This is a genomic window from Pseudomonas sp. LBUM1679, assembly GCF_059695565.1.
The window spans coordinates 5,108,986-5,131,967 of sequence record NZ_CP166774.1; the positions used below are offsets into that span (position 1 = coordinate 5,108,986).

The 22,982-nt window shown below is 64.3% G+C and carries 2 protein-coding genes; both read right to left on the minus strand.

Annotation, left to right across the window (positions count from 1 at the left end; all coding sequences use genetic code 11):
* Positions 1 to 71: 71 nt before the first annotated feature.
* On the minus strand, positions 72 to 11,963 hold the full coding sequence (locus ACA062_RS23225; protein ID WP_497453197.1) for an amino acid adenylation domain-containing protein: 11,892 nt from the start codon (positions 11,961 to 11,963) through the stop codon (positions 72 to 74).
* Positions 11,963 to 22,975: an amino acid adenylation domain-containing protein gene (locus tag ACA062_RS23230; RefSeq protein WP_497453198.1), complete on the minus strand. Its 11,013-nt coding sequence runs from the start codon at positions 22,973 to 22,975 to the stop codon at positions 11,963 to 11,965. Before ACA062_RS23230 ends, ACA062_RS23225 begins: the two co-directional genes overlap by 1 nt.
* Positions 22,976 to 22,982: the final 7 nt, after the last annotated feature.

Consider the following 22,982-nt stretch of genomic DNA (forward strand, 5'->3'; position numbering starts at 1 on the left):
GTTTTTCCAGGAAACACGCGTTATCGTTGACGACCTTCGCTGGCAAGCCAGCTCCTACAGGGGGCTTTGTTTTATGCCGTGGCCAGGCGGTGCTCCAGCAGGTTTTCCAGCTCGTCGAGCAACTCGTCACCGCGCAGCAGTTCGTAGTGCCCGCCCGCCAGCAGGCGATCAACGCCATGGCTACCGACCTGGGCCTCGAACACCCGACGCTCGTCGTCGCGCCCGGCGACCCACCAGCGATGGGCCGTGGCCTGGATCGCTGGCAGTTGTCGTTGCGCCAGTGACAGTTGTTTGAGCGATGAACCGGTGGCGAAGATCTGCGTCAGTTCACTGGCGCCCAACGCCGCGTGGTCATTGGCGCCGTGCATGGCCGCTTCGATCACTGCGGCGGCGCCTTCGCGCTCGTTCAGGCCTGCGGCTTTCGAGGCAATCAACGCCTGTGCTTCTTCAGACGGCTGACCGAGGACAAACTTCAGGAAGTCCGCCAAATCTTCGCGCCAGTCCCCCGCCTCTGCGGTGCCTGCCACATAACTGTCGACCAGCCCGGCAAACGCCACCGTCTCACCCTGGCTTTCCAGTTCGTGGGCCACCAGTTGTGTCAACGCCCCGCCCAAGGACCAGCCGAGCAAGTAATACGGCCCCATGGCTTGCTGGGCACGAATCCGTTGCGTATAGGCCTGGGCCATGGCCAGCAGCGACTCATCCTGCCACTGTGGATCGAGCAGCATCCGGCATTGCAGGCCGTACACCGTGCGTCGTCCTTCCAGGCGCCGCGCCAGCGGTTCGTAGTCGAACACTGTGCCGAAGCCGGCGTGCAGGCAGAACAGCGCTGGCACGTTGGGGATTCGCGCATTCAGCGCCAGCAAGGGGTCCGGCGCCGCGGCAACGGGCTCGGCGACTTGATAGCCGCTGAGTTCGGCGATGCAGGGTTTCTGCATCAGGTCGCGCAGTTTCAATTCGAAGCCCAGTTGCGGCTGGCTGCGCACCCGCGAGATGACCTTGAGCACCTGCAGCGAGTCGCCGCCCAGTTCGAAGAAGTTGTCGTCGATGCCCACCTGCACGCCAAGCACCTCTTGCCAGATCGCGGTCAGCGCCGTTTCCAGTGCGTTGCGCGGCGCGCGATAACCACCGAGGGCCCATTCAGGCACAGGCAGTGCGCGGCGATCGAGCTTGCCGTTGGCCGACATCGGGAAGCGTTCCAACACCAGGATCCGTGCCGGCACCATGTAGTCCGGCAGTTGCGCCTGCAGTTCAGATTTCAAGCGGCGATCAAGTCCAACAGCACCGGCAGCGACTACATAACCCACCAATTGCTTGCCAGTCGGCGTGTCGTGCACCACCACGGCGGCATCCTGCACCCCGGCGCAATCGCGCAGGCGGGCTTCGATTTCGCCCAGTTCGATGCGGAAACCACGGATCTTCACTTGCTGGTCGAGACGCCCCAGGTAGTCGATCAACCCACACTCACGCTGGCGCACCAGGTCGCCGGTGCGGTACATGCGGCCACCGGCCTCGAACGGATCGGGGATGAAACGTTCGGCACTCATGCCCGGACGCTGGTGATAACCACGGGCCAGGCATTCGCCACCCAGGTACAGCTCACCGCTGACACCGACCGGCAATGGATTGAGGTCGGCATCGAGCACATAGAGTCCACGCCCGGCCACGCCACGGCCGATCGGCGCATAGGCCGCATCGCAGGTTTCGCTGACTTCGGCACGCCACAACAGCGGCGTGACCACGGTTTCGGTCGGGCCGTAGCCGTTGACCAGACGCTGTGGACGCAAGGCCCGTTTGACCTGTTCGAAACTGGCTTCCGGCACTGCATCACCGCCGAAACAATACACCTCAACCGCTGGCGGATTGCCCAGGCGCTCGGCCACTTCCGCCATTTGTTGCAGGTACGCCGGCGGGAAGCAGGCCACGGTGACGTCGTGACGATGCAGCACGTCCAGGGTTTGTTCCGGGGTCCACAGACTGTCGTCGCGGATCACCAGGCTGCCGCCGGCCAACATCACACTCAGCCAGCGCTCCTGGGCGCCGTCGAAAGCGAAGGACATGAAGTGCAGTTCGCGGCTGCGCGGTGCCAGTTCGTAGAGGTCGATGATGCCGCGGCAATGCCGGGCAATCGGCCCCCGCGCCACCGCCACGCCTTTCGGTTGGCCGGTGGAGCCGGAGGTGTAGATCAGGTACGCCAAGTGTCCCGGCAACGGCTGGGAAACCGGGCACGCAACGTCGTCGGCAACGCTCAGTTGATCCAGCAACAGGCGTGGCGGGCTGTCGGCCAGGGTCACTCGATCCCCCAGATCGCTGTCGCACAGCACCAGGCTGGCCGCAGAATCGCTCAACATGTAGGCCAGTCGCTCGGCTGGGTACGCCAGGTCCAAAGGCAAATAAGCAGCCCCGGCCTTGAGCACCGCAAGGAACGCGACGATGGTGCGTTCGGAGCGCGGCAACGCCACTGCCACCAGGCTTTCCGCACCGATACCGCGACCAATCAGTTGCTGCGCCAGCCCGTTGGCCTGCGCCTCAAGCTCGACATAGCTGACTTGCCGATCTTCACAGATCAAGGCGATTTTCTGCGGCTGGCTGCGCACATGCTGATTGAAAGCGTGCAGCAGATCGGCAGGGTCATCGCTCGCTTGCGGCAAGCTGATAACCGCTTGCGGCAAACCGATATTGCCGAGCAGGCACGTGGCATCCTCAGGCAACGCACGCAGCAAGCCTTCAAGCTGCGCACGAATCCGCTGCACTTCCACTTCACTGAAGCGATCACGCAGGAACAGGTATTCAACCTCCAGGCCTTCCTCGTTGGCGCTGACCATCAAGTCCATCGGGAAGTTGGTGACTCCGCCGCTGCCGACTTCGGCAAAGCGCAGCTCACCTTCCTCGCCCCCTTTCAAGGCACGGTCTACCGGATGGTTTTCGAACACGATGATGCTGTCGAACAAGCCCTGGCCACCCTGCCCGGCCCAGCGCTGGATGTCCGACAACGGCGTGTGCTCGTAATCGCGGACCATCAGGTTGTAGTCCTGCAACGCACGCAACCACTCGCCCAACGGCTGTTGCGGGTCGAGGGTCTGGATCACCGGCAAGGTGTTGATGAACAGGCCGAGCATGTCCTGCGCACCCGCCAACCCGGTCGGACGCCCCGCCACCGTGGCGCCGAACGCGACGCTGCGCTGGCCGCTGTGCCGTTGCAGCAGCAACAGCCAGGCGCCTTGCACCAGGGTGTTGAGGGTCACGCGCTGGCGCTTGGCGAAGGTGTGCAGTTTGCGCGTCGCCTCGGCGTCGAGGTTGCTGTACATCACGCCGTGGCCGGAGCCCGCAGCACCGGAAGCCTTGGCCAGAATGGTCGGCGTTTCGAGCAGCGCCAGGCGCTCGCGCCAGAAGCCTTCGGCCTGGGCACCGTCCTGGCGTTGCAGCCAGGCGATGTAGTCGGCGTAGCGACCGGTCAGGGCCGGCAGGCTGTCGTTGTGGTACAGGCGCAGCATGTCGGCCAACAGTCGCGAGGCGCTCCAGCCGTCCAGCAACAGGTGATGGTAGATCCAGATCATCTGGTAACGATCATCGCCCAGGCGCACCAGGATAAAGCGCATCAGTGGCGGGCAGCTCAGGTCGAAGCCTTTTGCCTGTTCCGCTGCCGCCAGTTCGCTCAACGCTTGCTCGGTGTCGGTACGGTCGCGCCAGTCGAGTTCTTCGATCGGCAACTCGACGTCGGCGAACACCGCTTGCAGCGGATCGGCCAAGCCATCGCGCCAACGGAACGCCGCGCGCAGCACTTCATGACGTTCGACCAGGGTCTGCCAGGCCGCACGGAAACGCGGCACCTGCAAGCCGTCCACCGCCACGCTCAACTGGTTGACGTAGGGATTCAGCTCCGGTGAGTCGAGACAATGGAACAGCATGCCTTGTTGCATCGGCGACAGCGGATACAGGTCTTGCAGACCCTCGCGGGCGGCGATGTCGATGTGCGGCACCAAGGCGAAGGCATCGACTTTCGGCACTTCGATCAACACGGCTTCACGGCTGATCGCCACCGCTGCGAGGGCTCGAATGGTCTGCTGTTCGAACAGTTGCTTGGGACTGAACACCAACCCGCGCTGCCCGGCACGGCTCACCGCCTGCAGAGAGATGATCGAGTCCCCGCCGAGCTCGAAGAAGTTCTCGGTGACACCCACCGACTCCAGGCCCAGCAGTGCCTGCCAGATCTCCACCAGCAAGGCTTCGGCCGGTGACGCGGCGGCCACTTGATCGTGGGTTTCACGGGTAGCTTCGGGCGCCGGTAAACCCTGGCGATCGAGCTTGCCGTTAGGCGTCAGTGGCAACGCGGCCAGGCACATCAAATGCGCCGGCAACATGTGCGCCGGCAGACGGCTGCGCAGGTGCGACGTCAGCGCTTCACGCAAATCCTGCTCATCGGCGAGCGGATCGCGTGGCACCACATAACCGACCAACTGGCGGCTCACCGGGCCTTCGCGGTCGATCACAAAAGCTTCACGTACCCCTTCGTGCTCCATCAGGCAGGCTTCGATTTCGCCGAGCTCGATGCGGAACCCGCGAATCTTCACTTGCTGGTCGATACGGCCGAGGTATTCGACCACGCCATCGGCACGGAACCGCGCGAGGTCGCCACTGCGATACAAGCGACCGCCTGGCACGAACGGATCCGGCACGAAACGTTCGGCCGTCAGGTCCGGACGCTGGTGGTAACCCCGCGCGACGCCTTCGCCGCCCAGGTACAACTCGCCCGCCACGCCGACCGGCAATAGCTGCAAGCCGCCATCGAGAATATAGGCGCTGCGGTTACCGACCGGCCGGCCAATCGGCATGAACGCCGAGTCGAATTCGGTATCCGGATACGCCAGCCAGATCAGCGGCGTGATCACGGTTTCGGTCGGACCGTAGCCATTGATCAGACGCTTGGGTTGCAGCACTTGCTGGACTTCATCGAACGCATGTTTAGCCATGCCTTCACCGCACGGGGTGTAGGAACGAATCGGCAGATCACGCCCCGCTTCGCCCATGAAATCGGCGATCTGCGCCAGGTACGTCGGGGTGAAGCAGGCGATGGTGATGCCGTGCTTTTCGATCTCGGCGCAGGTGCGCTCCACGCTCCACAACTCGTCGTCGCGCGGCATCACCGCCGAGCCGAACACCAGCGGCGTCAGCCAACGTTCGTGGGCGCCGTCGAAGCTGATCGAGGCGAATTGCAGCTCGCGGTCGTCCGGGGTCATGCCGTACAACTCGCCGATCGACAGGCAATGCATGGCCAGCGGACCGTGGGCCACGCTCACGCCTTTGGGCCGGCCGGTGGAGCCCGAGGTGTAGATCAGGTAGGCCAGGTTCTCGCCGCAGGTCAGGTTGACCGGGTTGGTGTCGGCCATGGACGCCAGCGGTTCGCGGTCGATTTCCAGCACTGACAAGCCTTCGGGCAATGGCAGTTTATCTCGCAGCCACGATTGGCTGATCAGCAGTGAAATACCGCTGTCTTCCATCAGATAACGCAGGCGTTCGGCCGGGTACGCCGGGTCCAGCGGCACGTAGGCGCCGCCGGCCTTGAGGATGGCCAACAGGCCAATGATCATTTCCGGGGTTCGCTGCATCGCCAGGCCGACCCGCACTTCCGGGCCGATGCCCAATGCGCGCAAGCGATGGGCCAATTGGTTGGCGCGGCGGTTGAGTTGGTCGAAGCTCAATTCCTGGTCGCTGAAGATCAGCGCCGTGGCGTCCGGGCGGATGACAGCCTGATTTTCGATCAACTGATGCACGCAGAGCGGATTTTCCGTCGTGGTGAACGATGGGTTCCACTCGACCAACTGTTGCGCACGTTCCGGCGCGGTCAGCAGGTCCAGTTCACTCAACGCAGCCTGTGGCGCGGCGACCATCGCCGCCAGCAGCGCCGCCAGATGCTCGCTCATGCGGGCAATGGCGTCGCGGCTGAAGTGCGCGCACTGGTAGCTCCAGTTCAGGCTGAGCTGGCTTTCGGCGGTGGCCGCCAGCGTCAGCGGAAAGTTGGTGCGTTCATGGTTCTGCGGGATGGAGAAGCTCAAACCGGCCGGCGCGCCCTGTTGCAGCGCTTCGGCGACCGGGAAGTTTTCGAACACCAGCAGGCTGTCAAACAGCGGCTCGCCGGCACGTCCGGCCCAGCGCTGAATATCGCCGAGGGCAGTGAATTCATGCTCGCGCAATTCGAGGTTCTGCGCCTGCAAGCGGGTCAGCCACTGCTCGACGCTTTCGACAGCGTCCGGGCTGCTGATCACCGGCAAGGTGTTGATGAACAGACCGAGCTGGCTTTCAGCCCCCGGCAAGTCCACCGGCCGTCCCGCAACCGTCGCGCCGAACGCGACACTGCGCTGGCCGCTGTAGCGTTGCAGCAGCAGGGCCCAGGCGCCTTGCACCAGGGTGTTGAGGGTGACTTTCTGCTGCCGGGCAAAGTCACTGAAGCGCTTGCTGGTGGCGACATCAAAGGTCTGGCGGTGGTCGGCGAACTCCGCCTTCGACAGGTTTTTACTGGCGCCATGGGCCAGGCTCTGGGCCAGCAGGGTCGGGTTGTCGAGGGTCGCCAGTTGCTCGCGCCAGAACAGCTCGTCGGCCTGGGCGTCCTGGCGTTGCAGCCAGCCGATGTAGTCGGCGAAACGCCCGGTGGTTGCCTGCACCTCTTGCCCGGCATAACGCTGCAGCACTTCGCTCAACAGCAGCGAGTTGCTCCAGCCATCGAGCAACAGGTGATGGTGGGTGTAGATCAGTTGCTGGCGCTCGTCGTCGAGGCGCACCAGGGTCAGGCGCATCAGCGGCGCCCGGGTCGAATCGAGTTGCAGGCGTTCGCTGTCGATCAGTTGCACCAATGCTTCGGCCTGATCACTGCGGTCGCGCCAGTCGAGGCAGGTCAGCGGCAAGTGCAGGTGACGATGCACCAGTTGCACCGGCGCTTCGAAACCTTCCGGGAAATGGAAGCTGCTGCGCAGGATCGGATGGGTGTCGAGCACCGCTTGCCAGGCGCGCCCCAAGCGCTCGGCATCGAGCCCGCGGGCTTCGACGTTGAGCTGATTCACGTACGCGCCGGAATCGGACTCGTAGAGGCTGTGGAACAGCAGACCGGCCTGCATCGGCGACAACGGATACAGGTCTTCGATCTGCGCCGGCGGCACCGGCAGGCCATCGAGTTGCGCCTGGGTCAGACGCGCCAACGGGAAGTCCGCCGGGGTCACGCCGCCTGCGCCATCGCTCAGGCAGTGGGCGATCAGCGCCAGCAACTCGCTTTGGTAATCCGCAGCCAGCGCTTCGATTTCGCATTGGTCGAAGCATTCGCGGCTGAAGGTCCAGTCCAGTTTCAGTTCGCCGCCATAGACCTGGCCGTCCACCGACAGCCAGTTCGGCAACGGTGCGTCTGCCGATTGTGCGGCACCGCTGGATTCGCGCGCAGGGGTGAACAGCGCGTCCTCGGCGAAGCTCTGGTCGAACTGCCCGAGGTAGTTGAAGGTGACCCGCGCTTGCGGCAACGCGGCCAACGCCGCTTGGGTCGAGGCATCGCCCAGGTAGCGCAACAGGCCGTAGCCCATGCCTTTGCCCGGGATTTCACGCAGTTGCTGCTTGATCGCCTTGATCGAACCCGCAAGGTCGGCGGTCGGCGTCAGGCGCACCGGGAACAGGCTGGAGAACCAGCCGACGGTGCGGGTCAGGTCGATGTCGTCGAACAGCTCTTCGCGGCCATGGCCTTCAAGCTGGATCAATGCTGATTCGTGGCCGGTCCAGCGGCTGAGGGTGCGGGCCAGGGCGGTCAGCAGCAGGTCATTGACCTGGGTGCGGTAGATCGCCGGCGCCTGTTGCAGCAGCTTGGTGGTTTGCGCGCGGTCGAGGCCGATGCTGACGCCTTGGCGCAGATGCCCGGCCTGACTGGCTTGGGCATTGGCCGCAGGCAGCGAATCATTGGCGAGGCTCAGTTGCGCCTGCCACCAGCTCAGTTCGCTGGCAGCGGCTTCGGAGCATGCGTACGCGTCAAGTTTTTCGGCCCAGGCCTGGAACGAACTGGTCTTCGGTGGCAAGTCTTGCCCTTGGTAGGCCGCCTGCAGATCTTCCAACAGCACTCGCCACGACACACCGTCGACCGCCAAATGGTGGATGACCAACAGCAAACGCTGGGAGCCATCGGCCTGAGCGATCAAGGCCACGCGCAACAACGGCCCATCTTGCAGGCTCAGGCTGCGCTGGGCTTCGTCGCACACCGATTCCAGCGAGGCATCGCTGGCCACGCGGGCAGTCCAGAGCATGTCGATCACATCGGCGCTGTCGGCCCCGACATAACGCGCCGACCACTCTGTGGGAGCGAGCCTGCTCGCGATGAGGCCAGCACCGGCAACATTGATGTTGCCTGCCCCACCGCCATCGCGAGCAGGCTCGCTCCCACAGGGATCCTGCAGGGATTGCGGTGTCGTGGCGACCTGGCTGAAGCGCAAACGCAGGGCATCATGCTGTTTGAGCAAGCGTTGCAGAGCGGCTTGCAGACGTGGCAATTCGAGGGTTTCCCGTGGCACCAGCAGCACCGCCTGGTTCCAGTGCGCACGCTGCGGGATCGGTTCGTCGAAGAACCAGCGCTGGATCGGCGTGAGCTTCTGCACGCCGTCCACCGGCCCTTGTTGCGCCAGCGGAGCGGCCTGCTCTTTCACTACGGCGGCCAGTGCTTGCAAGGTTTGCTGCTGGAACAGATCACGCGGTTGCAGGCTCAAGCCGGCGCGGCGGGCACGGCTGACCACCTGGATCGAAATGATCGAGTCACCGCCCAGCTCGAAGAAGTTGTCCTGACGCCCCACCTGCTCCACACCCAACACGTCCTGCCAGATCTGCGCCAGCACCTGTTCGTGTTCGCTGCGCGGTGCTTCGAAGGCGCGTTGACTGACTTGTGCAGTCGGCGCGGGCAGGCGCTTGCGGTCGAGTTTGCCGTTGGGGCTCAGGGGCATCTGCTCGATCAGTACGGTCTGGGCCGGCACCATGTAATCCGGCAGGCTCGCCAGCAGATGGCTTTTCAGGGTTTCACGCCATGCGCCTTGCTGCTCGGCAGCGGCGCTGACCAAGACTCGATCCTGCGGCACGATGTACGCGACCAGTTGCTTGCCGCTCGGGCCATCGAGGGCCAGCACCACGGCTTCCTGCACGTCGGCATGTTCTTGCAGGCGCGCTTCGATTTCCCCCAGCTCGATGCGCAAACCGCGAATCTTCACCTGATGGTCGATACGCCCGCAGTAGTCGATGGCGCCATCGGCGCGGTAGCGCGCCAGGTCACCGGTGCGGTACAGGCGCTCGCCACTGCCGAACGGATCGACCACGAAACGCTCGGCGGTCAGCGCGCCACGACGGTGATAACCGCGCGCCAGACCGACACCGCCCAGGTACAACTCGCCCACCGCGCCCAGTGGCAAGGGTTGCAGTTCGCTGTCGAGGATGCAGGTGCGCAGGTTGGCGATCGGGCGACCGATCGGCACGCTGTCGCGGCCTTCTTCCACGCATGTCCAGTGGGTGACGTCGATGGCTGCTTCGGTCGGGCCATAGAGGTTGTAGAGATTGGCTTGGGGCAGGCTGCGCAGAGTCTGGCGTTGCAGCTCCATCGGCAGCGCTTCGCCGCTGCAGATGATCCGCTGCAGCGAGGTGCAGGCCAGCGACTCATCGGCACCGATAAACGCCGAGAGCATCGATGGCACGAAGTGCAGCGTGGTGATCGCCTGTTCGACGATCAACGCGGCCAGACGTTGCGGATCGCGGTGCTCGCCCGGCGCGGCGATGACCAGGGTGGCGCCCTTCATCAGCGGCCAGAAAAACTCCCACACCGACACGTCGAAACTGAACGGCGTCTTTTGCAGCACGCGGTCCGTAGGCCGCAAGTTGTAGGCTTCTTGCATCCATTCCAGACGGTTGTGCAGCGCCACATGACGGTTGCCTGCGCCCTTGGGTTTACCGGTAGAACCGGAGGTGTAAATCACGTAGGCGAGGTTTTCTGCGACCGCCCGGCTCTTTAAATCAGAAGCAGGCAGATCGGTGCCCGGCAGATCGCTCAGCCAATCGGCTTCGGCGCGCAGGCACAAGCTGCGTACGTTGTCCGGGGTCGGCAATTGCGCCAGCAGATGTTCCTGGGTCAGCAACAGCGAAATGCCGCTGTCTTCGATCATGTAGCTCAGGCGATCGAGCGGGTATTCCGGGTCCAGCGGCACATAGGCGCCGCCGGCCTTGAGAATCGCCAGCAGGCCGACGACCATTTCGAATGAGCGGTCGCAGGCAATCCCCACCAGCACTTCCGGGCCGACGCCTTGGGCGCGCAAGTGATGGGCCAGGCGGTTGGCGCGCAGGTTCAGCTCGGCGTAACTCAGGCGCTGGCCCTGGAACACCAGCGCGGTTGCGTCACCGTCTTCAACCACGCGCGCTTCAAAATGGCGCTGCACGCAGACTTCGCCCGGATAGCTTTGCGCGGTGTCGTTGAGCTCGTCGAGGATGCAAAGGCGTTCGTCGGCATCCAGCAGCGGCAATTCGGCCAGCGGGGTTTGCGGGTTCGCCAATACACCGGCCAACAGGTTGCGCCAATGGCGAGCCAGATGCTCGATGCGCTCGGCGTCGAACAGGTCGGTGGCATAGGTCAGGCTGGCGAACAGCTGGTTGCCCTCTTCCTGAGTATCCAGTTGCAGGTCGAACTGGGTGGTGTGCGCCGTCGCGTTCAACGCCTCGACCCGCAGCCCGGCGAGCAAGCCGCTGACTGCCGCCGGCTTGGCTTGCTGGTGGTTGAACATCACCTGGAACAACGGACTGTGGCTGAGGCTGCGTTCACCTTGCAGCGCTTGCACCAGACGCTCGAATGGCAGGTCCTGATAATCCTGGGCATCCAGTGAAGCGGCGCGGGTCTGGTCGAGCAATCGGCTGAACGGCTGGCGCCCATCGAGCTCGGCACGCATCACCTGGGTGTTGACGAAGAAGCCGATCAGGCCCCGGGTTTCCGTGCGATTGCGGTTGGCAATCGGTACGCCAACGCGCACATCGGACTGACCGCTGTAGCGATAGAGCAAGGCCTGGAAGCTTGCCAGCAACAGCATGAACGGCGTGACGCCGCGCTGTTTGGCCAGGCTCATCAGGCCGCTGGCCAAACCCGCATCGAGGGCGAAATCCAGACGCGCGCCGCGCTGGCTCGGTTGCGCCGGGCGCGGGCGATCCGTCGGCAATTCCAGCAGCGGTTGTTCGCTGCCCAGGGTTTCACGCCACCAGTTGAGCTGACGCTCCAGCTCGCCCGCTTCCATCCAGCGGCGTTGCCACAGGGCGTAGTCGGAGTACTGGATCGGCAGCGCTTGCAGCGCCGCATTCTGCCCTTGGCAATGGGCGGCGTAGAGTCGGGAAAACTCTTCGACCAACACGCCCATCGACCAGCCATCGGTGACGATATGGTGCAGGGTCAGCAACAGCACATGGTCTTCGGTATCGAGTTGCAACAGGCTGACCCGCAACAGCGGACCGTGTTGCAGATCGAACGGCTGGGCAATGTCCTGCTCGACCGCTTTCATCGCCCGTTCGAGACGTTGATCCCGGGGTTCGCCGCGCAGGTCGATCTGTTCGATCGGCAGCGAAGTGAACCCGGCCAGCGTCTGCACCACCTGACCGTCATCCTCGACGAAACGGCTGCGCAGGCTCTGATGCCGTTCCAGCAGCACATCGAAGCTCTGCTGCAACGCCGCGACATTCAGCGGCCCGTGCAACCGCAGGGCTGCAGGAATGTTGTACGCCGGGCTCTGTGGATCGAGCTGCCAGAGGAACCATTGGCGCTGCTGCGCATAGGACAGTTCGAAGCTCGCTTGCGGCTCGGCGGCGGGCGGAATCGGCAACTGGCCGAAGCTCACGCCCTGCTCTTGCATGCGTTGCACAAATTCGCGGCGCTTGTCGGCAGGCAGGCCGGCGAAGCGGGTGGCGATACGCTGGGCAGTGGTGTGTTCCATCAGTTGATCTCCATCTCGTCCAGAAGCGACTCAAGCGCATCAAGACGTGCATCGTTGTCAGCCGGGGCGTGGTGCCCGGCCATGGCGGCATAAGCCTGCAGGTCGGTGGCTTCGAACAGCGCGCGCAGCGGCAGATCGATGCCCAGTTCCAGTTCCGCGCGGGCGCTGGCCTGGGCGGCGAGCAGCGAGTGCCCGCCCAGTTCAAAGAAGTTGTCGCGCCGGCCGACCTGCGCCACGCCCAGCACGTCGGCCCAGATCGCTGCCAGTTGCCGTTCGAGGTTGCCTTCGGGGGCTTCGAAGGGTCGCTGCCAGTCCTCGGCATCGGGCAGCGGCAAGGCCTTGCGGTCGAGCTTGCCGTTGCCGGTCAGGGGCAAGGCCTCCAGCAGCAGCCAGTGGCTCGGCACCATGTAGTCCGGCAGGTCGACCTTGAGCGCGACGCGCAGGGTGTCGCGCCAGGCGATCGGGTCGTGCGGGGTGTGTTCGGCGACGACATAGGCGCAGAGCTGCGGCCCGGCGTCGCCTGAGTGCACGCTCAGCACCGCCTGGCGTACACCCGGTTGCGCCAGCAACGCGGCTTCGATTTCACCCAGCTCGATACGGAAACCGCGAATCTTCACTTGCTGGTCGATCCGCCCCAGGTAATCGATGCTGCCGTCGGCCCGCTGACGCGCCAGGTCGCCGCTGCGATACAGGCGTTGCGCGGCATCGAACGGGCTCGGCACAAAGCGCTCGGCGGTCAGGCCGGAACGCCCGTGATAACCCCGGGCCAGGCCGGCACCGGCGATGTACAACTCCCCCGCCACACCCACCGGCACCGGTTGCAACTGGCTGTCGAGCAAGTACCAGCGCAGGTCGCGGATCGGCAGGCCGATCGGGCTCTGGGCCTTGCCGTCGAGGTCGGCCCGGCGAATGGCGCGGTAGGTGACGTGCACCGTGGTTTCGGTGATGCCGTACATATTGACCAGGGTGGGCTGTTGGTCGCCGAAGCGTTCGAACCAGGGACGCAGGCTCGCGACTTCGAGGGCTTCGCCACCGAAAATCACCTGGCGCAGCGCCATATTCCGTTCGCTGGCGCAGGCCACTGGCAACAGTTGGCGGAAGGCGGTCGGGGTCTGGTTCAACACCGTCACGCCCTCATCACAGAGCAAGCGGTGGAACGCCTGCGGCTCGCGACTGATGTAATACGGCACGATCACCAGGCGCCCGCCGGTGCACAGCGAACCGAACAGCTCCCACACCGAGAAATCGAAGGCGTAGGAGTGGAACAGGGTCCAGACATCGTCCGGGCCGAAGTTGAACTGCGCAGCAGTGGCCGTGAGCAGCCGCCCGACATTGCCATGGCTGAGCAGCGCGCCTTTTGGCCGGCCGGTGGAGCCGGAGGTGTAGATCACGTACGCGAGATTTTCCGGGGACGCCAGCGCTGGCAGGTTGTCGGTGCTGTAGGCGTCCAGTTGCAACGACTCCAGGCTCAGCACCTGCACGCCGTCGCGGGCCGGCAACCCGTCGATCAGCTGTTGTTGAGTCAGCAGCAGGGTGATGCCGCTGTCGTCGATCATGTAGCTCAGGCGCTCGGCCGGGTATTGCGGGTCCAGTGGCACGTAGGCGCCGCCGGCCTTGAGGATCGCCAGCAAGCCGACCACCAGTGGCATCGCCCGCTCGGTGGCGATGCCGACCCGCACCTCGGGACCGACGCCCTGCTCGCGCAGTTTGCGCGCCAGGCGGTTGGCCTGGGCGTTGAGCGCGGCATAGGTCAGTTGCTCGCCTTCGTAGACCAGCGCGATTGCGTTCGGCCGTTGTGCGGCTTGAGCTTCGAACAATTGGTGCAAGGCAGGCGACGGCGGTTGCACCTGGAACGTCGGGTTCCAGTGCTGGATCAGCGCTTCGTATTGCGGTGCTCGCAGTATCGGCAGATCGGCAACCCGCTGCTGCGGATCCGCGACCACCGCTCGCAGCAGGTTCAGCCACTGCTCGGCGAGGCGCTTCATCGACGCCTCGTCGTACAGATCCGTGGCGTAGGTCAGGCTGGCGTCGAGGGTTTCGCCCTGCTCCTGGGTATCAAGCACCAGATCGAACTGGGTGGTGTGCTGTTGCCACTGCAGGCGCTCGACCTGCAAGTCTGCAACGTTGCGCTCGACACTCGCGCCCAACTGCTGCTGGTGGTTGTAGAGCACCTGGAACAAGGGGCTGTGATTGAGGCTGCGGTCAGGCTGCAGGGCATCGACCAGTTGCTCGAACGGCAAGTCCTGATGGGCCTGAGCGCCCAATGCGACCTGCTTGACCTGCTGCAGCAAGGCACTGAACGGTTGCTGCCCATCGATCTCGGCACGCAGCACCTGGGTATTGATGAAGAAGCCGATCAGGCCTTCGGTTTCGAGGCGCGAACGCCCGGCACTCGGCACACCGACGCGGATGCTCGACTGGCCGCTCTGGCGATGCAGCAAGCTCTGGAAGCTCGCCAGCAACAGCATGAACAGGGTCACCTGGTGTTCCTGGGCACGTTGGCGCAAACCGGTCAGCAACTCGCAATCAACGTTCAATGCCAGGCTGGCGCCGCGCTCCGTGCGACGAGCCGGACGGGTCAGTTCGCTCGGCAACTCAAGCGGTGCCTGGCTGCCAGCCAGTTGCTCGCGCCACCAACTCAGTTGCCGTGCGCCCTCGCCGGCTTGCAGCCAGTCGCGCTGCCAGCGGGCGTAGTCGCTGTAGTTCACCGGCAGGCTATTCAGGTTCGCAGCACTACCGTCGACGGCGGCCTGATACAGCGCACTGAACTCATCGACCATGACCTGCATCGACCAGCCATCGGCGGCGATGTGGTGCACGGTGAGCACCAGCACATGCTCGTTGGCATTGACTTGCAGCAGCAATACTCGCCACAGCGGGCCATTGCGCAGGTCGAACGGCCGGGCGATTTCTTCGGCGACGGCGCTGTCGATCGACAACTGATCGCAACGGCGTTCCTCCAGTTGCAGCGACAGGTTGTCGTGCAGCACGGGACGCGCCTGCTGACCATCCTGTTCGAAGGTGGTGCGCAGGGTTTGGTGACGGAGCTGCAACCGGGCGAAGGCTTCGCGCAGCGCTTCGCGGTTCAGCGGGCCCTTGAGGCGCAGCGCGGCCGGGATGTTGTAGGCCGGACTCTGCGGATCCAGCTGCCAGAGAATCCATTGGCGTTGTTGGGCGTAAGACAGGATCTGAGGCTGATCGGCCGCTGCACGCTGCAGGACCGGTTGCCCGCTGATGCTTGCCAGTGCAGCACGCTCGGCAAATTGCGCCAGATTCGTTGCAGAAAACAGACTGCTCACGGACAGTTCGAGCTGCAGTTGCTGGCGCACCCGCGAGATCACTTGCAACACCAGCAACGAGTGCCCGCCCAGCTCGAAGAAGTTGTCGTCGCGGCCCACGCGCTCGACCTGCAGCACCTCTTGCCAGATCAGCGCCAGCTGCGTTTCCAGCCCTTCGGCCGGGGCCACGAACTCACGTTGCGCAGCGCCAGCCTCAGCACGCGGCAAGGCTTTGCGGTCGAGCTTGCCGTTGTTGTTGAGCGGCAGTCTGGCCAGCAGGATCAGGTGGCTTGGCACCATGTATTCCGGCAACGACTGTCGCAAAACGGCTTTGAGCTCTTCCAGATAGTCAGCCTGGGAGACCACTGCACCGCTGGCCACGATGTACGCCACCAGTTGCGTCCCGTCCTGCGCGATGACGGCAGCTTCGCGCACTTGGTCCCGGGCTTGCAGGCAGGCTTCGATCTCGCCCATTTCAATGCGGAAGCCGCGAATCTTCACTTGATGATCGATGCGGCCGACGTATTCCAGATAGCCCTGCGCGTTGTAACGCGCCAGGTCGCCACTGCGGTACAAACGCGCACCCGGCTCACGGGCGAACGGGTCCGGCAGGAAACGTTCGGCGGTCAGTGCCGGGCGATCGAAGTAGCTTTGGGCGAGGCTGGCATTTGCACCGATGCACAATTCGCCCACGCCGCCGGTTGGCAGCAACTGACCCGCCGCGTCCAGCACGTACAGCGCCCGGCCAGCGATGGCGCGACCGATCGGGATGCCAAACGCGTCGCTGGCATCCTCAAGACGGCATTGATGAACGCTGGATACCACAGTCGCCTCGGTCGGGCCGTAGGTGTTGAGCAACCGCACATGGCTCAAACCGGCCTGATGCCACAAGCGCAAACCTTCCACCGACATCGCTTCGCCGCCGACGTGAACCTGGCGCAAATCGCCCAGGCTGCTCACCACGCCGCTCGCACATTCGCGCGCCAGCAAATACCAATAAGCCGCGGGCAAATCGGCAACCGTCACGCCGTGCTGGACGATTTCGGCGGCGAGTCGGCCGGCATCCCACACCTCGTCGCCACGCATGATCAACGCCGCACCGACGCACAACGCCGGGAAGCACTGCTCGACGAAGCCATCGAAACTGAAGGTCGCGAACTGCAACACGCGATCCGAGGCCGACAGCACTGAATAACCGGCGGCGGTCTGGCAGAACTCGCGCAATGCGGCATGGGTGATGGCCACGCCCTTGGGTTGGCCGGTGGAGCCGGAGGTGTAGATGATGTAGGCCAGATTTTCGGCGAGTGAGCCAGCGCTTTCGCGAGCCAGCATCGCGCCTGCAGGGACCGCGTGATTTCGCGGATTGCTGTCCGGGTAGTGGGCGTTATCTTCGAGGTCCAGACGCAGCACGCCTGGCACCTCTTCCAGCAGACCGGATTCGCACAGCAGCACATCGAGACGGCTGTCGTCGATCATGTAGGCCAGGCGCTCGGCCGGGTATTTCGGGTCCAGTGGCACATAGGCCGCGCCGCTTTTGAGCACCGCCAACAGGCTGACGATCAGTTGCGGACCGCGATGCAAGGCCAGGCCGACGCGCTTGCCAGGGCCGGCACCGGTTTCGATCAGACGATGCGCCAGGCGATTGGCCTGAGTGTTCAACTGGCCGTAGCTCAGGCTTTGACCGTCGACCCGCAATGCCAGCGCATCTGGCGTGGCGGCGGCTTGCGCAGCGATTTGTTCGTGCACCAGCAGGGTTGTGGATAACTCGACCGCCGCCGGTTGGCTGATCGCGATCACAGCCTCTTTGCCGTCGGCATCGAGCAACTCCAGCGCGCCGAGTGCCGCGTCCGGCAGCGCCACCAATTGCGTCAGCAGGTGCTGCAGATTGGCCGACAATTCGGCAACCTGCGCCGCACTGAATCGCGCCGTGTCATAGCTGAAATCCAGGCTCAGACCTTCGCCCAGTTCAATGCCCAGCGTCAGCGGATAGTGGGTGCGCTCGTGATTGCGCAGGTTGGCGAACGACAACCCGGCCGGTGCGCCCTGCTTCAGCGCTTCGGCCACCGGGAAGTTTTCGAACACCAGCAGGCTGTCGAACAGTGCAGCACCCTGCTGCCCCGCCCAACCCTGAATGTCGTAAAGCGGCACATGCTCGAACTCGCGCATCGCCAGGTTCAGCCCTTGCAGCTCGCCCAGCCATTGGCTGACGGTCTGATCCGGCTTCATCGCACACACTAGCGGCAGCGTGTTGATGAACAACCCGAGCTGTTCTTCAATCCCCGGCAGCGGCGCCGAACGCCCGGCCACGGTGGCGCCGAACGCCACGCAGTCCTGGCCGGTGTAGCGTTGCAGCAACAGGCTCCAGGCCGCTTGCAGCACGGTGTTGAGGGTGACTTTCTGCTGGCGGGCGAACTCGGCCAGACGCTGGGTTGCGCGGCTGTCGAGGGCGACGCGGTACGCTTCGCTACCCTCGGCGCCCACCGGTGGTCGCAGGGCTTCGGCCAGCAAGGTCGGGGCTTCCAGCGGCGCCAATGTCGCTGTCCAGAACTGCTCGCCAGCAACGGCCGATTGCTGCTGCAACCAGCCCAGATAGTCGCGGTATTGCCCGGATGGCACCGGCAGCGACCGCCCGGCGGCGTAATGCTGGATCACTTCGGCGAGCAACTGCGCGTTGCTCCAGCCGTCCATCAAAATGTGGTGGCTGGTGTAGATCAGGTGCCAGTCCTGTGCACCGGTGCGTACCAGTTTCAAGCGCAACAACGGTGCCGTGCCCAATTCGAAACCCTGGGCGCGCTCGGCGTCGGCCAGCGCATCGGTGTCAGTCGCTTCAAGCACTTCAAGCGGCAGCGTCACTTGGCGGGCAATCGCCTGATGCGCGGTGTCGAGGCCTTGCCAGTGGAAGCTGCTGCGCAGAATGTCGTGACGCTCCAGCGCGGTCTGCCAGGCCTCGGCGAAGCGCTGCGGATCGAGGCCTTGAATGTCCAGGCGCAGCTGACTGATGTAGGCGCCGACTTCGGGCTCATGCAAGGTGTGAAACAGCATGCCTTGCTGCATCGGCGACAGTGGATAAAGGTCTTCAAGCGTCGAGATGACGATCGGCAGCACGTCGAGTTGCGCCTGACTGAGCCGCGCCAAAGGGAAGTCCGACGGCGTGGCTTGCGGTGCCTCAACGGTGCAGCAATGTTCGATCAGCGCGTTCAGCTCTTGCGCATATTCATCCGCCAGACGCTGGATGGTCGCGGCGTCGAACATCTCGCGGCTGAAGCCCCAGCTCAGGGACAGCTCGCCACCGTAGACCTGGCCTTCGACCGTCAGCCAGTTGCCCAATGGCGCCGATGGATCCTGAGCCGCACCGTTGCCTTCAGTGGACGGGACAAACATCGCCGCGTCATCGAACTGACGATCGAACTGCCCCAGATAGTTGAAGGTGATGCGCGGTTGCGGCAGCGCGGCCAGTTCGGCACGAATCGCCGGTGTGCCGAGGTAGCGCAATGCGCCGTAGCCCAGGCCTTTGTCCGGCACGGCGCGCAGTTGTTCCTTGATGGTTTTGATCGAGGCGCCAAGATCGCCGGAAGGCATCAGGTTGACCGGGAACAGGCTGGTGAACCAGCCGACGGTGCGGGTCAGGTCGATGTCATCAAACAGGTCTTCGCGGCCATGGCCTTCCAGCTGGATCAGCGTGCTGCCCTGCCCGCTCCAGCGGCACACCGCCCGCGCCAGTGCGGTCAGCAGCAGGTCGTTGACCTGGGTGCGATAGGCCGCTGGCGCTTGCTGCAGCAGTTTGCGGGTTTGCTCGGTGTCGAACTTGAGCTCGAGCTTGTGCTCGAAACGGTTTTCCAGGGCACCGTTCGGACGATCGCAGGGCAGATCGGTGGGTGCGCCTTGCAGCTGGGTCTGCCAGTGGCCGAGGCAGTTTTCAAAGGCTGGAAGATGCTCCTGCAGACGGGCGACCCAGCGCTGATAGGTGCTGGTTTTCGCCATTGCAGCGTTGCCACTGTAGAACTGCTGCAGATCTTCCAGCAGCACGCGCCAGGAAACACCGTCCACCGCCAGGTGATGAATAACCAACAGCAAACGCTCGGTGCCGTCAGCCATTGCCACCAGCAGCGCGCGCAGTAACGGGCCGTTCTGCAAGTCGAGGCTGCGTTGGGCTTCATCGCACAGAGCGTTGAGTTCCTCCACCGACTGTGCCTGGCGCTGCCACAGTACCGATTCAGTGGTCGGCGCGGCGTAAGCCTGCTGCCAGCCGTTTGCGGTCTGCTGGTAGCGCAGGCGCAAGCTGTCGTGATGCGTCAGTAATTGCTCCAAGGCGCGATCCAGCGCCTCGACGTTCAACGCCTCGCGCGGCACCAGCAGCAGCGACTGGTTCCAGTGCTGACGCTCGGGGATGGCTTGCTCGAAGAACCACTGTTGCACCGGCGCCAGCGCCACCGCGCCAGTGGCCGGGCCTTGGTCGATCAGTGGCTGTTCACCGCTGCGAGCGGCCTGGGCCAGGCTGCGGATGGTCTGGTGCTGGAACAGATCCTTGGGGCTCAACAGGATCCCGGCCTGACGCGCGCGACTGACCACTTGCATGGAAACGATGGAATCGCCGCCCAGTTCGAAGAAGTTGTGTTCCAGGCCAACGCTGTCGATGGCCAGCACGTCCTGCCAAATCGCCGCGAGGGATTTTTCCAGGGCGCTGCGTGGCGCGACGTGTTGCCGTTGTTGCTGAGTGCCGTCGATGGCCGGCAAGGCCTTGCGGTCGAGCTTGCCGTTGGGAGTCAGCGGCAATTGGGCGAGGAACAGCAAGAACGCCGGGACCATGTAGTCCGGCAGATGCTGACGCAACGCCGCTTTCAGGGTTTCACGCAGGTGCGCTTGAGCGTCGATGTCATCCAGCAACGCCGGATCGGTCGGCACGATGCAGGCGACCAGTTGCTGACCGTTGACACCCTCCTGCGCCAGCACCGCCAACTCGCGGACCGCGTCTTGCTGCAACAGCCGCGCTTCGATCTCACCCAGCTCGATGCGAAAGCCACGGACCTTGACCTGATGGTCGATGCGACCGACGTAGTGCAGCGTGCCGTCGGCCTGATAACGGGTCAGGTCGCCAGTGCGGTACAGGCGCTCGCCGTTGCTGGCGAACGGGTTCGGCACGTACTTTTCGGCGGTCATGCCCGGACGTGCCAGGTAACCGCGGGTGATGCCGGCACCGGCCAGATACAGTTCAGCCGATACGCCTTGGGGGACCGGTTGCAGCTCGGCATCGAGGACATAACTGGCGGTGTGCTTGAGCGGTCGGCCAATGTTGGCGCGGCCACCGGCTTCGCGGCGGGTCCAGGTCGAATAGGTGGTGTCTTCCGAGGGGCCGTACAAGTCGTAGACGTGTTCGACGGTGGCCTGCTGATACAGCGCCTCCACCAGGCTCTGCTTCAGCGGCTCGCCGGCGAGATTGATGATGCGCACGCCCGGCGGGATCTGCCCGTCGCGCTGCAAGGCGTTGATCGCCGATGGCACGGTGTTGATCAGCCGCACCTGGTCCCGGGCCGGCAGTTGCGGCAATTCCAGGGCATTGCGGGCGATGATCACCGAGCCACCATTGGCCAGGGTGACGAACAGCTCCCACACCGACAGGTCGAAGCAGACCGAGGTCGAGGCCAGGACGCCTTGGATGTCTTCGCGGCGGTAGACCGAGGTCGACCAGTCGATCAGCGCCAGCACGTTGCGGTGGGCGATGGCCACGCCTTTGGGCTTGCCGGTGGAGCCGGAGGTGTAGATCACGTAGGCGAGGTTGTCCGGCGTGACAGGGGTCACCGGGGCGCTGCCGGGGTAATCGTCCCACGCCCTGTCTTCCATCAGCAGCACTTGGGTGTCGGCGGTCACATTGAGTGTTGCCGCGACGGGTTGCTCGGTCAGCAGCACCAGGGCACGGCTGTCTTCAAGCATGTAGGCGACCCGCTCGGCCGGGTAATCCGGGTCCAGCGGCACATAGGCGCCACCCGCCTTGAGCACGGCGAGCAGCGCCACCAACAGATGCTCGGAACGCTGCATCGCCACGCCGACCCGGGTTTCCGGGCCCACGCCCAGTTCGATCAGTTTGTGGGCCAGGCGATTGGCCTGGGTGTCGAGTTCGGCGTACGTCAGTTGCTTGTGAGCGAAGGTCACCGCCAGTGCAGTCGGATGCGCGGCGACTTGCTGGCTGATCAATTCGTGGATGCAGGCGTCTTGCGCGTAGCTTTCATCCGCACGATTCCAGTCATGCACGATGCGCTGGTATTCGGCGCTTTCAAGCAGCGGCAAATCACTGATGCGCTGTTGCGAATCGCTGACCATGCCCTGCAGCAGGTGCGTCCAGTGCCGGGCCATGCGCCCGATGGTCGGGGCGTCGAACAGGTCGTTGGCGTAGGTCAGCGCGGCGTGCAGCTTGCCGCCCTTTTCATAGGTGTCGAGGGTCAGGTCGAACTGCGTGGTGCGCCCTTCCCACTCGATCACGCCCAGCGCCAGGCCGGATGCGGTACTGACAGTGGAGATGTCCGCGACTAGCGGCTGGTGGTTGTACATCACCTGGAACAGCGGCGTGTGGCTGAGGCTGCGCTCCAGTTTCAACGCCTCGACCAGGCGCTCGAACGGCAGGTCCTGATGGGCCTGGGCGCCGAGGGCGGTTTCCTTGATGGCGCTCAGCAACGCGTCGACCCGGGTCTGGCCATCCAGTTGGGTGCGCAGTACCTGGGTGTTGACGAAGAAGCCGATCAGGCCTTCGATGTCGGTGCGGTTGCGGTTGGCGATCGGCACGCCGACGCGGATGTCGGTCTGCCCGGTGTAGCGGTGCAGCAGCACGTTGAAGGCGCCGAGCAACAGCATGAACAGCGTGATGTTGTGCTTCTGGGCGGTGGCCCGCAGCTGCTCGGCCAATTGCGCATCAACGGCGAACTCGTGACGGGTGCCGCGATAGCTCGGCATCGCCGGGCGCGGGTGATCGGTGGGCAGTTCCAGTACTGGGTGCTCGTCTCCGAGCTGCGCTTGCCAATAGTCGAGCTGACGCGCCTGTTCGCCGGCTTCCAGCCAGCGGCGCTGCCACAGTGCGTAGTCGCTGTACTGGATCGGCAACGGTGCGAGTTGCGGTTGGGTGCCCGCTTCAAAGGCGTCGTAGCAGCGGATGAATTCGTCGATCAGCACGTTCATCGACCAGCCGTCGGACACGATGTGGTGCAGGGTCAGCAGCAGCACGTGCTCCTGGTCGGCGAGCTTGAGCAAGGTGACGCGCAGCAGCGGACCGACCGAGAGGTCGAATGGCAGCACGGCTTGTCGCTCGGCCGCTTGGGCGACTGCCACTTCACGCTCCGCGGCCGGCAATGAGCTGAAATCCACCTGTTCAATGTCCAGCGGCGCACTGGCCGGCACTTGCAGCAGGGTGTCGTCGGTCTGGTGCTGGAATACCGTGCGCAGGGTTTCGTGCCGCTCAACGAGGCTGGCGAAGGCTTGCTCCAGGGCAGACAGGTTCAGGTGCCCGGTCAGGCGCACCGCGCCCGGCAGGTTGTACGCGCCGCTTTGCGGGTCCAGCTGCCAGAGAAACCACATGCGCTGCTGGGCGTACGACAACGCCTGGCGATCTTCGGCCTCGACACCGGCGGGAATCGGGAAGCGGGTGAAATCAACGCCTTCCTTGTGCAAGGCCGCCAGGAACATCTGGCGCTTTTCCAGCGGCAACCCGATAAACCGGCGAGCAAGTTTCAAGGAGTCTTCAGCATTCATTTCTGGG